The organism is Actinomadura sp. WMMA1423 (genome assembly GCF_006547145.1).
In the GTDB taxonomy this organism is placed as follows: Bacteria; Actinomycetota; Actinomycetes; order Streptosporangiales; family Streptosporangiaceae; genus Spirillospora.
In genome coordinates this window covers 1,230,914-1,244,874 of the sequence record NZ_CP041244.1, presented here as the reverse complement: position 1 = coordinate 1,244,874, position 13,961 = coordinate 1,230,914, and the positions used below count along the sequence as shown (strand labels likewise).

At 68.7% G+C, this 13,961-nt stretch carries 11 protein-coding genes; 9 read left to right on the top strand and 2 right to left on the bottom strand.

Annotated features, from left to right (window positions below):
* The first annotated feature begins 6 nt into the window (after positions 1–6).
* The 4 genes from FKD65_RS06085 (at position 7) to FKD65_RS06070 (ending at position 4,150) form a co-directional block, all read left to right on the top strand.
* Complete coding sequence (locus FKD65_RS06085) at positions 7–1,215, top strand: cytochrome P450 (RefSeq protein ID WP_141576547.1); 1,209 nt, start codon at positions 7–9, stop codon at positions 1,213–1,215.
* Positions 1,216–1,488: 273 nt separating this feature from the next.
* Positions 1,489–2,658, top strand: a complete 1,170-nt coding sequence (locus FKD65_RS06080) for a Rieske 2Fe-2S domain-containing protein (protein WP_240809988.1) — start codon at positions 1,489–1,491, stop codon at positions 2,656–2,658.
* Positions 2,659–2,678: 20 nt separating this feature from the next.
* Complete coding sequence (locus tag FKD65_RS06075; RefSeq protein ID WP_205718560.1) at positions 2,679–2,918, top strand: hypothetical protein; 240 nt, start codon at positions 2,679–2,681, stop codon at positions 2,916–2,918.
* A complete protein-coding gene (locus FKD65_RS06070) occupies positions 2,915–4,150 on the top strand; it encodes an acyl-CoA dehydrogenase family protein (protein WP_141576545.1) in 1,236 nt (411 codons plus the stop codon). The genes FKD65_RS06075 and FKD65_RS06070 overlap by 4 nt, the downstream gene beginning before the upstream one ends.
* 90 nt (positions 4,151–4,240) lie before the next feature.
* Here FKD65_RS06070 and FKD65_RS06065 read toward each other — a convergent pair whose 3' ends face one another.
* On the bottom strand, positions 4,241–5,698 hold the full coding sequence (locus FKD65_RS06065) for an MFS transporter (protein ID WP_141576544.1): 1,458 nt from the start codon (positions 5,696–5,698) through the stop codon (positions 4,241–4,243).
* Between the two features lie 375 nt (positions 5,699–6,073).
* On the opposite strand from FKD65_RS06065, the gene FKD65_RS06060 reads away from it, so the two are divergent.
* The gene (locus FKD65_RS06060; RefSeq protein ID WP_141576543.1) at positions 6,074–7,084 is read left to right on the top strand and encodes a LacI family DNA-binding transcriptional regulator; all 1,011 of its coding nucleotides are present in this window, start codon (positions 6,074–6,076) and stop codon (positions 7,082–7,084) included.
* An 8-nt stretch (positions 7,085–7,092) separates the two neighbouring features.
* Here the strand turns inward: FKD65_RS06060 and FKD65_RS06055 are convergent, their stop codons facing one another.
* A complete protein-coding gene (locus FKD65_RS06055; protein ID WP_141576542.1) occupies positions 7,093–7,998 on the bottom strand; it encodes an AraC family transcriptional regulator in 906 nt (301 codons plus the stop codon).
* 165 nt (positions 7,999–8,163) lie between these two features.
* On the opposite strand from FKD65_RS06055, the gene FKD65_RS06050 reads away from it, so the two are divergent.
* The 4 genes from FKD65_RS06050 to FKD65_RS06035 are packed head-to-tail and all read left to right on the top strand — an operon-like array spanning position 8,164 to position 13,957.
* Positions 8,164–9,117, top strand: coding sequence for a carbohydrate ABC transporter permease (locus FKD65_RS06050; protein WP_240809987.1), 954 nt, complete (start codon positions 8,164–8,166; stop codon positions 9,115–9,117).
* Positions 9,114–9,935, top strand: coding sequence for a carbohydrate ABC transporter permease (locus FKD65_RS06045; protein ID WP_141576540.1), 822 nt, complete (start codon positions 9,114–9,116; stop codon positions 9,933–9,935). The genes FKD65_RS06050 and FKD65_RS06045 overlap by 4 nt, the downstream gene beginning before the upstream one ends.
* 48 nt (positions 9,936–9,983) lie before the next feature.
* Complete coding sequence (locus FKD65_RS06040; protein ID WP_141576539.1) at positions 9,984–12,704, top strand: alpha-L-rhamnosidase; 2,721 nt, start codon at positions 9,984–9,986, stop codon at positions 12,702–12,704.
* Positions 12,701–13,957: an ABC transporter substrate-binding protein gene (locus tag FKD65_RS06035; protein ID WP_141576538.1), complete on the top strand. Its 1,257-nt coding sequence runs from the start codon at positions 12,701–12,703 to the stop codon at positions 13,955–13,957. Before FKD65_RS06040 ends, FKD65_RS06035 begins: the two co-directional genes overlap by 4 nt.
* Positions 13,958–13,961: the final 4 nt, after the last annotated feature.

Genomic DNA, 13,961 nt, shown 5'->3' with positions numbered 1-13,961 from the left:
AGACACATGAAAGCCCAGTACCCGTTCGGGCCGGTCAGCGCGCGAGAGGCGCAGGAGATCATGCGCGCCATCCGCACCGACCGGCCGATGACGAAGGTGGCCTTCGCGGTCGGTGGTGACGCCTGGCTGGTCCACCGGCACGACGCCTGCCGGGAACTGCTGGAGAACCGCGCCTTCGTCCGCAAGCCCTTCGCGGACGGCAGGCCCGTGCCCTACGGGTTCGAGTTCCCCGAGTTCCTCACCAAGACGATCCAGTTCATGGACCCGCCGGACCACACCAGGCTGCGCCGGTTGGTGGCCAAGGCCTTCACGCTGCGGCGGGTGGAGCGCCTGCGGGACTCGACCCAGGCGCTCGCGGACGGGCTCATCGACGCCATGACCGCGGGCGATGCCAAGACCGCCGACCTCGTCGACGCCTACCTGCTCCCGCTGCCCATCCGGGTCATCGGCGATCTGCTCGGCGTCCCCGAGGAGGGCAGGGACAACTTCGTGACCTGGAGCCACGCCCTGCTGGCGACCTCCGGGCTGGAGGAGTCCACGCTCGTCGAGCACACCACGGCGCTCTACATCTACCTGTCGGAGCTGATGGCGGCCCGGCGCGCCGAACCCCGGGACGACCTGCTGAGCGCACTGGCGGCGGCGAAGGACGCCGACGAGCAGCTGACCGACGCCGAGATCGTCGAGATCGCGATGCTGCTCGTCGTCGGCGGCTTCGACAACACCGCCAACTTCATCGGGATGGGCACCCTGTCTCTCCTCCTCAACCCGGAGCAGCGCGCTGTGCTCACCGAGGACATCGACGGCAGGATCGGGACGGCGGTCGAGGAGATCCTGCGGCACAGTGCCATGGAGGTGGGGCGGCCGATCACCGCCCGGCCCGGCCTGGTGCCGTTCGTGGCGAGCGAGGACACCGAACTCGCCGGCGCCGCGATCAAGGCGGGCGAAGCCGTCATGGTGGACCTCGACTCCGCCAACCACGACGACGGCGTCTTCGACGATTCTGCCGCGTTCGACCTGCGGCGAGCCCGCAACCAGCATCTGACCTTCAGCCACGGGCTGCACCGCTGCCTGGGCGCCGCCCTGGCGCAGATGGAATTGCAGGTCGGGATCGGCACCCTGTTCAAGCGGCTGCCGGGCCTCGCCCTGGCAGGCGACCCCGTCTATCTGAAGGGCGTTCTCACCGGAGGTATGACGGAGTTCCCCGTCACCTGGTGACGGAGGGGCATCGAAAACGGAAGGGCCGTCCGCCGGTTCCAGCGGGCGGCCCTTCCGCCTTCCGCCGATACGCCGGCCAGAGCGTGGCGCGGAGTGTCGGGTCCGGTCTCCCAGTCAGTGGGAGAACTCCTGTTGAGGGGCTTGGCGTGCGACCTAACTTCAAAACGGAGAGAGATGCACCTCACAGTTCCCGAAACGGCTCGTCGCGTGCGTCCCCGGTACGCGACGAGCCGTTTCCAAATCGACATCGCCCCTCGACTCAGGAGCTTTTTTGTGACCACTCCTCACACCGCCGACGGCGACGGAGTCCGTGTCATCGAGGCGACCGCGCCGCCGGCGCGTTACGCGCGGGGCTGGCACTGCCTCGGCCTCCTGGAGCAATTCCGTGACGGCAAGCCGCACGCGGTGGAGGCGTTCGGCGCCAAGCTCGTCGTCTTCGCCGACAGCGCCGGCAAGCTGAACGTCCTCAACGCCTACTGCCCCCACATGGGCGGCGACCTCAGCCAGGGCACGGTGAAGGGCGACGAGGTCGCCTGCCCGTTCCACGACTGGCGCTGGTCGGGCAACGGCCGGTGCGCGAAGATCCCGTACGCCCGCCGTGTTCCGCCGCGGGCCCGCACCCGCTCGTGGACGACGCTGGAGCGCAACGGCCAGCTGTTCGTCTGGCACGACCCGCAGGGCAACCAGCCCCCGCCGGAGGTGACGATCCCCGAGATCGAGCAGTTCGGGTCGCCGGAATGGACGTCCTTCACCTGGAACCGGGTCCTGGTCGAGGACTCCCATTGCCGGGAGATCGTCGACAACGTAGTGGACATGGCCCACTTCTTCTACATCCACTACTCGTTCCCGACCTTTTTCAAGAACGTCTTCGAGGGCCACACCGCCTGGCAGTACATGAAGAGCAGTTCGCGCCCGGACGTCGATCTGGGAACGGGCTCCTCGGCCGACAAGATGACCATTTCCGAGGCCGCCTACTACGGGCCGTCCTACATGATCAACCCGCTGCGGAGCATCGTCGCGGGGCGGACCATGGAGAGCATCCTCATCAACTGCCACTACCCGGTTTCCCCGACCAGCTTCGTGCTCCAGTGGGGCGTGATGGTCAAGAAGGTCGACGGGATGAGCGACCGGGAAGCCGAGCAGTATTGCGCCGCGGTCGCCAAGGCGGTGGAGACGGGCTTCCTGCAGGACGTGGAGATCTGGAAGAACAAGACCAAGATCGACAACCCGCTGCTGTGCGAGGAGGACGGCCCCGTCTACCAGCTGCGCCGCTGGTACGAGCAGTTCTACGTGGACGTGGAGGATGTCACGCCGGAGATGACCCAGCGGTTCGAATTCGAGATCGACACGGCACGCGCCAGAGAGTTCTGGCAGAGGGAAGTCGAGCAGAACCTGGCCGAGGGCCGTCTCGTCACGGTCGGATCCCCGCGGGCCGAGTCCTGAACGGGCTGGAGGGAAACGGCGTGCATCCGGTGTCCTGTCGCCGCTGCGGGACCTGCGTGCTGGTGAAGAAGAACAGCCTCGCGCACACCGAGATCCAGTGGACGACCGACACGAGCGCCTGCGCGGAACTGTGGCGGGACCACCGCCCGGACGTCATGCACAGCGTCACTCCCACGTGCGAGGCGATGCGCGGCAGTGTCGAGCAGGCCGTCCGCGACGGGTTGGTCCCGGTCCCGGGTGAGGAGGAGCGGGTGCCATGACGGTGGTCGGCGGCCGCGAGGTGCTCGCCGGCCCGCCGGCCCACCGGGGAGAAGGGAGACCGATGTCCGTCGAAGCGACGCGAAAGGCGCTTGCCGACGTCCTTCCCCTACTGCGGGAGAGAGCCGCCCAAGCCGATCGCGACCTTGCCGTTCCGCATGCGTCGATCGAGGACCTCGCCTCGGCCGGGGTGTTCCGGATACTGGCACCGAGCGGCTTCGGTGGGGCCGAGTCCGCAGTAGTGGACTTCTTCGAGGTGATCCGCGACATCTCGGCGGCCTGCGGGTCGACCGGCTGGCTCACCAGTTGGTTCGCAGTGCACGCGTGGCATCTGGCCCTCTTTCCCCCCAAGGCGCAGCACGACGTGTGGGGCTCCGCGCCCGAAGCTCTTCTTACGGCCGCCTACGCGGCGACGGGCCACGTCGTCGAGGTACCGGACGGGTACCGGCTGGAGGGGCGCTGGAGTTGGGCGACGGGCTGCGAACACGCGGACTGGGCGCTGCTCGGGGGCATGATCGCCGCTGCGGACGGCTCACCCGCAGATCTCGCCACCTTCCTGGTTCCCATGGCAGACCTGCGGATCGAGCACAACTGGGACACCGTGGGACTGCGCGCGACCGCAGCCCACGACCTCGTCGCCGTCGATGTCCTCGTCCCCGCCCACCGCGCGCTCAGCTTCGCGCCGTGCCTGCGGTGCGCCGCGCCGGGCCAAGAGATGAACGGCGGGCCGCTCTACCGGCTGCCGCTCCCGTCGATGTTCGCCGTCGCCGCGGCGGCGCCCGTCATCGGCATGGCCGAGGGGGCGTACTCCATGCTGGTCGGATGGTTGCGCGCCCGCCTCGGCATGGCATGGGAGGGGCTGGAGTTCGGCAGCGATGACTTCAACAGCGCCCGCCTGGCCGCGGCGAGCGCCGACATCGACGCCTCATCGCTGCAACTCGTGCGCGACATGCGCGAGCTGACCCACTACGCGGAGACCGACCAGCCCATTCCCATGGCCATGCGCCGCCGGATCCGCCGCGATCAGGTGGTCGCGACGCAGCGCGCCGCCGCGGCGGTGGACCAGCTTTTCGAGCACTCCGGGGGAGCGGTGGTCCGCACCGGCAACGCCATCGAGCAGGCATGGCGCAACATCCACACCACCCAGGCCTTCGCCCTCAACGATCTCGACCGCACCCTGGCCATGTACGGAGCAGGCGAGCTCTCAGTCGAAAGCCAACCACCCATGGTCTGAGTCCGACTGGATCGAGCCCCCCGCTCCAACCGGCAAGCACGTCGCTGGATGAGGCGTTCGAGACGAGAGAACATCCTGGCCGGGGCGAAGTCAGGCTCCCTCGCCGGTTCTCGCCTCCTCGAGGCGGCGCAGCCCAGGGATCAGCCCCACGGCCAGCAGGCCGGCGGCGGCGAACCCGGCGGCCAGCCAGAAGCCGTTGGTGAAGCCGCTGTCCAGGTAGAACTGGGTGCCCTTCAGCACCCTGCCGTCCTGAGCCAGCACGACGAAGATCAACTGCGTCACCACGGTGAGGAGCGTGCCCTGCATCATGTTCTGCAGGCCGTTGGCCCGTGCCTGCTCGGTCGGCGACACCACCTCGATCACCATGACGGGGACCAGGGCGACGATCGTTCCGAGTCCGACCGCCGTCACGATCCCCACCATCATGAGCTGCGGCACGGTGTCGTGGAACCGTGCCGAGAGCCCGTAGCCGAACGCGGCGAACAGTGCTCCGGCCGCCAACAGGAGCCGGCTGTCCGTGCGGCGGGCGAGCCACCCCGTCGCGATCGCCACCAGGACGATCACGACGCTGGCCGGTGCGCCGATCCAGGCCAGCTTGGTCGCGCTGAAGCCCAGTCCGTCGGAGATGGTGGGGATCTTCGGCATCAGGCCGAGCAGCTGGCTGATGGTTCCGGCGGACAGTACGGTCCCTGCGAGCAGAGCCGTCGCCAGGAAGACGGACCAGACGGACCGCCGGGAGAGCATGGAGAGCTCGTAGAGGGGGTGAGCGACCCGGCTCTCCACCACGACGAAGGCGGTGATCGCCACCGCCCCGCCGATGACGAAGGCGAGGAACGCGCTGCTGGTCCAGCCCCAGTCGCTTCCCTTGCCGACGCCGTACACGATGGCGGTGATGCCTGCGCCCAGCAACAGGCCGCCGGCCCAGTCCATGGGCGTGCGCTCCGCCCGGACGGGGCTCTCCGGGACGAAGGCCAGCAGCAGTGCCAGGCTCACGGCGGACGCCGCGACGAGGAACCACATGACGCTGCGCCAGCCATGGTCGTCGAGGAGCCATCCGGACAGGAACGGGCCGAACAGCGCGACGAGGCCCACCCCGCCGCCGATGAGGCCGCTGGCAGGCCCGACGAGACGGGGAGGGAAGACGTCCCTCGCGATGGCGAACACCAGGGCGGCGATCGGCGCGTAGAACCCTGCCACGCCACGACCGATCAGAAGGGCGGTGTAGTTCGGCGCGAGGGCCGAGACCAGGTCTCCGATCAGACCCAGCACGGTGAGGACGAGCATGACCCGCCGCTTGCCGTACAGGTCCGCCGCCTTCATCGCGAACGGGGTGAAGAACGCGCCGATCAGCGAGCCGACCAGGATGAACCAGGCGATCTGCGTCGTGTGGAAGTGGAGCGCGATCTTTGATTGGGCGTTGCCGGCGAGCAGCCCGATGACGGAGAGCAGTTGGGCGGGCCAGAGCAGGGCGATCAGCAGCAGCGCATGGCGCGCCGTGAAGCCCGTGCCCTCCGCTCTCTGAGGGGAGGTGGAGGCGGTCGATGTCATGGGGGTGGTCCCTCCTCCGAGGGGTGGGTGGGGCGTCGCGTTCGCCGCGTGCTCCGATCTCGTATGCCGCCTGCCGCCACCCGCTCTGAGCGGTCTCGGTCACCCATGACAGCCGCGGATGTGGCGATCCGACGCCGAGGGGCTCGCGCAGGTGCTCGAGACGAGGGGCCGACACAGACGTTCTCATCGTTGTCCGCAAGTCAGGTAACACGTGTAAACGACGGGTCGGCGAAGCGAAAGGACGGAAGGTGTCGGGCATCCGGGTCTCCGGGACGGAGCGGTGGTAACACGTGTAACTACAGAGTGGGAGGACGTTAACATCGGGGTGGCGCCCCGGCAATAGTCCGGGGCCGGCGAGCGTGAGCGGGGACGGCGGTGGCAGGGAAGAAGGCTTCGCGCAGGGTCACCAGCGCCGACGTCGCGCGGGAGTCGGGACTCTCGCGCGCGACCGTCAGCTTCGTCCTCAACGACAAGCCCAACAAGTCGATCCCGCCGGCGACCCGTGAACGTGTGCTCCAAGCCGCCGCCCGGCTCGGGTACACGCCTTACGCTCCGGCTCGCACGCTGCGCAGCGGCCGCAGTGACATCGTGGTCCTGGTCCTGCCGCCCTGGCCGCAGGGACCCACCGTGAGCGATCTCGTCGAGCGGGCGGCGGAGGTGCTGACCGAGGCCGGCTACACCCTGGTCACTCATGTCCATTCCGGTGGGCCGGACCGACTGGCGGCGATCTCGGTGGCGCTCGCGCCGGCCGCGCTGGTCGGCCTTCAGCCGTTCAGCGCCGCCGAACTCGACGGTGTCCACCGAGCGGGGACCACCAAGGTGTTCCCTCCCCCCGAATCGTCCGCCGGCTACGATCCCGCCGCCACGCTGTGGAGCCGAGGGGTCGGCCGCATGCAGGCGGAACACCTGATCGCCCGCGGACATGCGCGGATCGCCTTCGCCCTGCCGGACGACCAGAGGTTGTCCGAGCTCGCCCGCGGGCGGCTGGAAGGCGTCGCACAGGCATGCGCCGAGGCCGGGCTGCCGCCCCCGGCGGTCTCCACCGTCCCACTGGAAACGGAGGCGGCCGCTCGTGTCGTCGAGGGATGGCGAGATGCGGCGCCGCCCTCCACCGGCGTGTGCGCCTACAACGACGAGACGGCGCTCGCGGTCCTGGCGGGGATGCGGGCGACGGGGCTCTCGGCGCCCGCCGACCTGGCCGTGATCGGAGCCGACGACATCACCGCGGCCCGCTTCGCCGTACCGCCGTTGACGACCGTCGCCATCGACAGCGGCAATGTGGGCGCCGAACTGGCGCGAGCCCTGCTCCTGGCCCTGGACGACGATCGGGGGGACTTCGTCGTGAACCCGAGCGACATCCATGTGGTCGAGCGGGAGTCGGTGTAGCGCCCGCCCTAGGGCGCGGCGGGTGGCAGGGTGATGGGAGTGTCCCGGAACCGTTCGCGATAGGTGCTCGCGCTCAGCCCGAAGTGGGCTTTGAATCGGCGGGCGAAGTAGTTGGGATCGGGCCAGCCGACGGCCTGGGCTATTTGCGAGATCGCACGGTCGTCGCGAATCAGCATGGCGGCGGCGACCTCGGCGCGCTGCTGGGCCAGATACGCCATTGGGGGAAGGCCCACGGCGGACTTGAAGAGGCGCACCAGGGAACCGGGCACCATGTGCAGTTCGTGCGCCAGGTCGGCCAGCGTCCAAGGATCAGCCAGCCGGCTCTCCAGCAACCGCATGGCCTGGCCGACCGCCGGGTGGGGCGGCGGGGTGGCCGAGCGCACGGAACCCGCTGCGGCCCTTGCGAGGCTGCTGAGGAACAGGGTCAGCCGCCCGACGACATCGCCCTGATACGCCTCCGCGGCACAGGGCCGTAGTTCTTCGAGTGCCCGCAGATGGTCGACGCACTCAGCCGCAGAGGTGCCGTCGAGCCGGACGCTCATCATGCCGCGCTGGCCTGTGGCGTAGGGGCCGATCCATAGCAGGTGCGCCAGCAGCGGGTTCTCCCGTGCCCAGGCGAGCTCGCGCTGCAGGAGGCCGGGGCTGAAACAGCAGTTGTAGAGGACGAGATCCGTGCAGTCCTCGTATTCGTGCCAGACGCCGGGCCGCAGCAGGATCGCGTCACCGGCTGCGAGCCGGGTGCGTCCAGCAGGGGAGCGGTGGGTGCCCACGCCGTCCACCACGACCGCCACCTCGATGAAGCTGTGCGTGTGGGCGGGGTAGGCGCTCTCGTGCAGGTGGCGTCCCGCGTAGGCGAGGGAGCCGTCGGTGAAGTACACCAGGCCGCTGGTGTCCACTACGGGGGGCGCATCCATGCAGGCAGGCTACTTGATGGACCCCAGCTTGTTAATTCTGTGCTACTTCCGGTGCACTTCGGGCTACTCGTCCGAGCGGCGGCGGGCGCATCATCTCTTCACCGACCGGCAGAAGTGACACTTCCGCTCCGGGGTTGATTAAAACGTTTTAGTGATCGAGATGAGATGATGACGGACATCTACGAGGTCGCGGCGCCGACGCGCGGGCCGGCCGAGGCCCGAGAGAGGCCGCGGCGGCGGACCAAGCGCACGCCGCTGCGCTCGGTGCCATGGTGGTTCGTCCTACCTGCCCTGGCACTGTACCTCTACGTCGTGCTGATCCCGTCCGTTGAGGGAAGCGGCTATGCCTTCACCGACTGGACGGGCGTCGGCTCCACCGCGTCCTTCACCGGGCTACGGAACTTCCGCAAGATCTTCGCCGACCCGCAGGCCATTGATGCGCTGTGGCAGACGGTCGAACTCACGCTGGCGATCACGGTCGTGCAGAACGTGATCGGACTTGCGCTGGCGCTGGGCGTGCACTCGCGCATCCGCAGCCGAAACGTGCTGCGGGTGCTCTTCTTCGCCCCCGCGGTGATGACGCCGGTGGTGACGGCCTACTTGTGGAAGTACATGTACGCGCCGGACGGAGCGCTGAACTCCGCGCTTCGCGGAACGGGACTGGGGGCATTCGCGCAGAGCTGGCTCGGTGATCCGGACCTGGCGCTGTGGTCGGTGGCGGCCACGGTCATCTGGCAGTTCTCCGGGTACTCGATGGTGATCTTCCTGGCCGGGCTGCAGGGCGTGCCGCCCGAACTCCACGAGGCGGCGGCCGTGGACGGCGCGAGCGCCGTGCAGCGGTTCTGGCACATCACCCGCCCGATGCTCGCGCCGGCGATCACGATCAACCTGATGCTGTCGATGATCGGCGGGTTCAAGCTCTTCGACCAGGTGTACGTCACCACGGGCGGCGGCCCCGGCCACTCGACCGAGACCCTCTCGACACTGATGTACAAGAACGCCTTCCAGTTCGGCGACTACGCCTACAGCACCGCGATCGCCGTGGTGCTGGCCGCCATCGTCGCCGCCGTCTCCGCTGTGCAGTACCGCGGCCTGCAGCGTCAAGGAGGCGCGGCGTGAAGCGCTACACGATGAGGACGGCGGTCCTGGAGGCCGTGATGATCGCGGCCGGCATCGTCGTCGCCTTCCCGATCTACGTCCTGGTGAACCTCTCGGTGCGCGGCGGGCACGACACGGCCTCTCCCGTGGCGCCGACCACCGCGCCCACGCTGTCGAACTACGCGCGCGCCTGGCGCGAGGCCGGATTGGCCTCGGCCCTGGGGAACAGCCTGGTCGTCACGCTGGTGAGCCTGGTCGTGATCGTCACCGTCTCGTCCATGGCCGCCTACCCGCTGGTGAGAGCGACCGGTCGCTGGTCCCGTTGGACGTTCCTGCTGTTCGCACTGGGGCTGCTGCTACCGGCACAGCTGGCGCTCATCCCGCTCTACCACACCGTCCGCGACCTCGGACTCCTCGGATCGGTGTGGTCGCTCGTGCTGTTCTACAGCGGGGTTCAGGTCCCCTTCAGCGTCTTCCTGTACGCGGGGTTCCTCCGGGCGATCCCCGCCGAGTACGAGGAGGCCGCCGCGGTCGACGGGTGCAGCCCGGTACGGGTCTTCTTCTCCGTGGTCCTGCCACTGCTGCGCCCGGTCACCGGCACGGTCGTCATCCTCAACGCGATCTTCATCTGGAACGACTTCCTCACCCCGCTGCTCTACCTGTCCGGCAGCACTCAGCAGACGCTCCCGGTCGCGATCTTCCAGTTCGTCGGCCAGTACGTCGCCGACTGGCAGCTCGTCTTCGCCGGGCTCCTGATCAGCGTCGTCCCGATCCTGTGCTGCTACTTCCTCATGCAAAAGCGGATCATCCGCGGTTTCGCCGGAGGCCTCAAGGGCTGACCCGCCCCATTTGAACCCCTGCGCATCTCCGGCCTTGAGGAAACTCCGATGACCCTGACACCTTACGAACTCACCTGTGAGCAGCGCATCACCCCGCTCGGTCTGGACGAGCCGCACCCACGGTTGTCCTGGAAACTGCGCGACCCGCGCAGGGGACAGCGCCAGAGCGACTACCGCCTGCGGCTCGAAACGGCGGACGGTCCGCTCTTCGACAGCGGCGTGGTCGCCGACGCCGGATCGCTCAACCACGTACCGGCCGGAATCGCTCTCGCGCCCGCGACCCGGTACCGCTGGTCCGTCACCGTCTGGGACGCCGATGGTGCCGAAGGAGGAACGGCCTCCTCCTGGTTCGAGACCGGACTCATGTCCTCCAGCGGTTGGAGCGGGACCTCCTGGATCGAACACGACCCGGCGGCCGATCCCGAGGTCCAGCCTCCGCAGCACCGCGACCCCCTGCCCGCGCGGCTTGCCACCTGCTCGCCGGCCCGGTTGTTCCGGCGGGTCTTCACGGCCCGGACCGCGCCGCTCCGTGCCCGCCTGTACATCTCCGCTCGCGGGCTCTACCTGCCGTTCCTCAACGGCGTCCGTGTCGGCGACGCCGAACTCGCCCCCGGCTGGACCGACTACAGGCACCGGGTGCTTTACCAGACCTACGACGTCACCCACCTGGTGCAAGAAGGCGGCAACGTGCTGGCCGCCCAACTCGCCGACGGCTGGTGGAGCGGATACGTCGGTTTCGACCAGCGTCGCCACGCCGAGCACTACGGCCCGCGGCCACAGTTCATCGCCCGGCTCGTTCTCGACTACGGAGAGGGCGATGGCGACGTCGTCGTCACCGACGGCTCCTGGTGCGAGGCCGACGGGCACGTCCTTCACGCGGACCTGCTCATGGGCGAGGTGCAGGACGCCCGGCTCGAACCTCACGGGTGGAACCGCGATCCGCATTTCGACGTGAGCGGCTGGCGTCGGGCGGCAGTCGCCGCCACCGACCACGACATCCTCTTCGGAGCACCGGATGAGCCCGTCCGGGTCCTGCAGGACGTCGAGCCGGTGTCGGTGACCGCAATGGACGCCCAGCGCATACTGGTCGACCTCGGGCAGAACCTGGTCGGGCGGGTACGGCTGCTCGTCCGCGGTGCCGCCCGAGGTAGCAGGATCACCCTCCGGCACGCCGAGGTCCTCGACGCGAACGGCCGCCCGTACGTGGCCAACCTGCGGACGGCCGAGGCGACCGACGTCTACATCGCTGCGGGCAGGCCCGAGGAGGTCTTCGAACCGACCTTCACGGTGCACGGGTTCCGGTACGTGGAGGTCACCGGCCACACGGACGTCGCGGTGACCGGCCGGGTGCTGCACAACGACACACCCGTCGTCGGCTCGTTCAGCTGCTCCGATCCCGAGATCGAGCGGCTGTGGTCGAACATCCTCTGGAGCCAGCGCGGCAACTTCGTGTCGGTCCCCACCGACTGCCCTCAGCGGGACGAACGACTCGGCTGGTTGGCCGACGCACAGGTCTTCCTGCCCACGGCGTGCTACAACGCAGACGTTTCCGCCTTCTTCGCCCGTTGGATGCGCGACGTCGTCGACGGTGCCTCCGGGCAGGGCGCCTTCCCCGACGTGGCCCCGGTCCTCGACCGGCCGGTCGTCGGTCGCGAAGGGGCGCCGGGCTGGGGAGACGGTGGCGTACTGATCCCCTGGCACCTCTACCGGATCTATGACGACCGCCGCACCCTCGAACGCGCCTTCCCGGCCATGACCCGCTGGATCGACTGGATCGCCCAAGGCAATCCGGACCTGATCTGGCGTGCGCGAACCGGCAACAACTACGGCGACTGGCTGGAGATCGGCACCCGGACGCCCCGCGAGGTGCTGGCGACCGCCTACTTCGCGCACACCACCGCCGTCGTCTCCCGCGCCGCCGGGGTGCTGGGGCGTTCCCGGGACGCGGAGCGATACGGAAAGCTCGCCACCCGAATCCGCCTGGCGTTCCAAAACGCCTTCGTCTCCGCCAACGGGACGATCAAGGGAGACACCCAGGCCTGTTACCTGCTGGCCCTGGCGTTCGACCTGCTCACGCCGGAGATGACGCGATCGGCACTGGGGCGGCTCGCGGCCGCTGTCCGGGGCAACGGCGAGCGGCTGACCACGGGCTTCCTCGGGACGGCGCTCCTCTGCCCGGTCCTCTCCCGCCATGGACGGGGGGATCTGGCCCATGCCCTGCTCCAGCAGACGGAGCCGCCGTCCTGGCTGCATCCGATCCGGCAGGGTGCGACGACCATTTGGGAACGCTGGGACGGCCTGTCCGGCGATGGGGACTTTCAGGCGCCCGACATGAACTCCTTCAACCACTACGCCTTCGGGTCGGTGGGCGCCTGGCTCTACACAGGGGTCGCCGGCATCGACCAGTGCGACGGATCGGTGGCGTTCGCCGAGGTCGAGATCGCCCCCACACCAGGAGGCCGGATCACCTCGGCGGCGGCCCGCTACGACTCGCCTCGCGGCCTCATCGCCACGTCCTGGGAGCAGTCCTCCAAGAGGTTCGAGCTTCACGTCGCCCTCCCTCCCGGTACACGCGGGACGGTTCTGCTCCCAATGCCCTCCGGAGCCGACCCGTCCGGAGCCCGCGAAGGAGACCTCCCGCTCGACCAGGCCCCCGGACTCACCGTCGCACCGCCACAAGGCGATGGCGTCCTCCGCTGCCGCATCACCTCCGGCACGTACCGCTTCACCGTGCCGTCCCACCCCGACACCACAGGAGAACTCCGATGAGACGAACGATCCTCGGTGCGCTCGGCGCACTCACGGCCACGGCCGTTCTCACTTCATGCAGTAACTCCGCCGGCGGCACCGGATCGGACACGCTCCGCATCGCCTCGAACTCCAGCGAGAAGGCGGCGCTCGACGCCACCGTCGCCGCCTTCGAGAAGGCCAACCCGGGAATCAAGGTCAACGTCACCTACGCCGACACCGACCCCTACCTGAGCACCCTGCGCACCCAACTGTCCTCCGGCACGGCGGCCGACGTCTTCTTCACGTTCCCGGCCAAGGGCAACGCCGGATCCGTCCAGCTCCTGGCCCCCGCGGGCTACCTGGAGGACCTGTCGGGCCGGTCGTGGCCGAGCAAGGTTCCGCAGGACATCAAGTCCGTCACCCAGTCCGGAGGCAAGCAGTACATGCTCCCGGTCACCTTCACCGGCATCGGGGCGGTCTACAACAAGAAGGCCTTCAGCGAGGTCAAAGCGACGGAGCCGACTACCTGGACCCAGGTGCTCGCCCTGTGCGACAAGGCGAAGACCGCCGGAAAGGTCGCGTTCGCCCTCGGCAACCAGACGCCATGGGTCACCCAGCTCATCGACTATGCGCTGGTCTCCACCCTCGTATACGGCCAGAACCCCGCATTCGACAGCGAGCAGGCCGCGGGCAGGGCCACCTTCGCCGGTTCGGCGTGGAAGAGCGCCATGAACCAGTACCTGGACATGAACAAGCGCGGCTGCTTCTCGAAGGACCCCGATGGGACCTCCGTCGACGCCGCGGTCAAGCAGGTCGCCCAGGGCAAGGCCCTGGCCGCAGTCCAGGTACTCGCCACGGCAGCCCAGATCAAGGAGACCGCTCAGTCAGGCACCGAACTCGGCATGTTCCCCCTGCCTGCGACCGACGACCCGTCCGCCACCAGGATGCCGGGCGCGGTCGGCAGCTCGTACGCCGTCAACGCCATGGCCAAGAACAAGGAGGCCGCCGAAAAGTTCATCGACTTCCTCGCCACCCCTCAGGCCATGAACGACTACGCCGCCAAGAGCAATGCCGCGGCGGCCATCACCAACCCCTCCTTCACCCCGGATCCGGCCTTCAAGGCGCTCATCGACTACCAGAAGGCCGGCCGGACCGTTCCCTTCATGGATCAGATGTGGCCCAACCCCAAGGTCCAGCAGACCCACCTCAGCGGAGTCCAGGACCTGTTCGCAGGCAAGGCCACCCCGCAGGACGTCCTGAACCAGATGGACAAGGCGTACAAGAACGACTGACCTC

Bases quoted from the DNA above. Each gene is read 5' to 3' on its own strand.
- FKD65_RS06085 (WP_141576547.1), top strand. From the start codon at position 7: ATGAAAGCCCAGTACCCGTTCGGGCCGGTCAGCGCGCGAGAGGCGCAG.
- FKD65_RS06070 (WP_141576545.1), top strand. From the start codon at position 2,915: ATGACGGTGGTCGGCGGCCGCGAGGTGCTCGCCGGCCCGCCGGCCCAC.
- FKD65_RS06065 (WP_141576544.1), bottom strand. From the start codon at position 5,698: ATGACATCGACCGCCTCCACCTCCCCTCAGAGAGCGGAGGGCACGGGC.
- FKD65_RS06055 (WP_141576542.1), bottom strand. From the start codon at position 7,998: ATGGATGCGCCCCCCGTAGTGGACACCAGCGGCCTGGTGTACTTCACC.
- FKD65_RS06050 (WP_240809987.1), top strand. From the start codon at position 8,164: ATGATGACGGACATCTACGAGGTCGCGGCGCCGACGCGCGGGCCGGCC.
- FKD65_RS06040 (WP_141576539.1), top strand. From the start codon at position 9,984: ATGACCCTGACACCTTACGAACTCACCTGTGAGCAGCGCATCACCCCG.
- FKD65_RS06035 (WP_141576538.1), top strand. From the start codon at position 12,701: ATGAGACGAACGATCCTCGGTGCGCTCGGCGCACTCACGGCCACGGCC.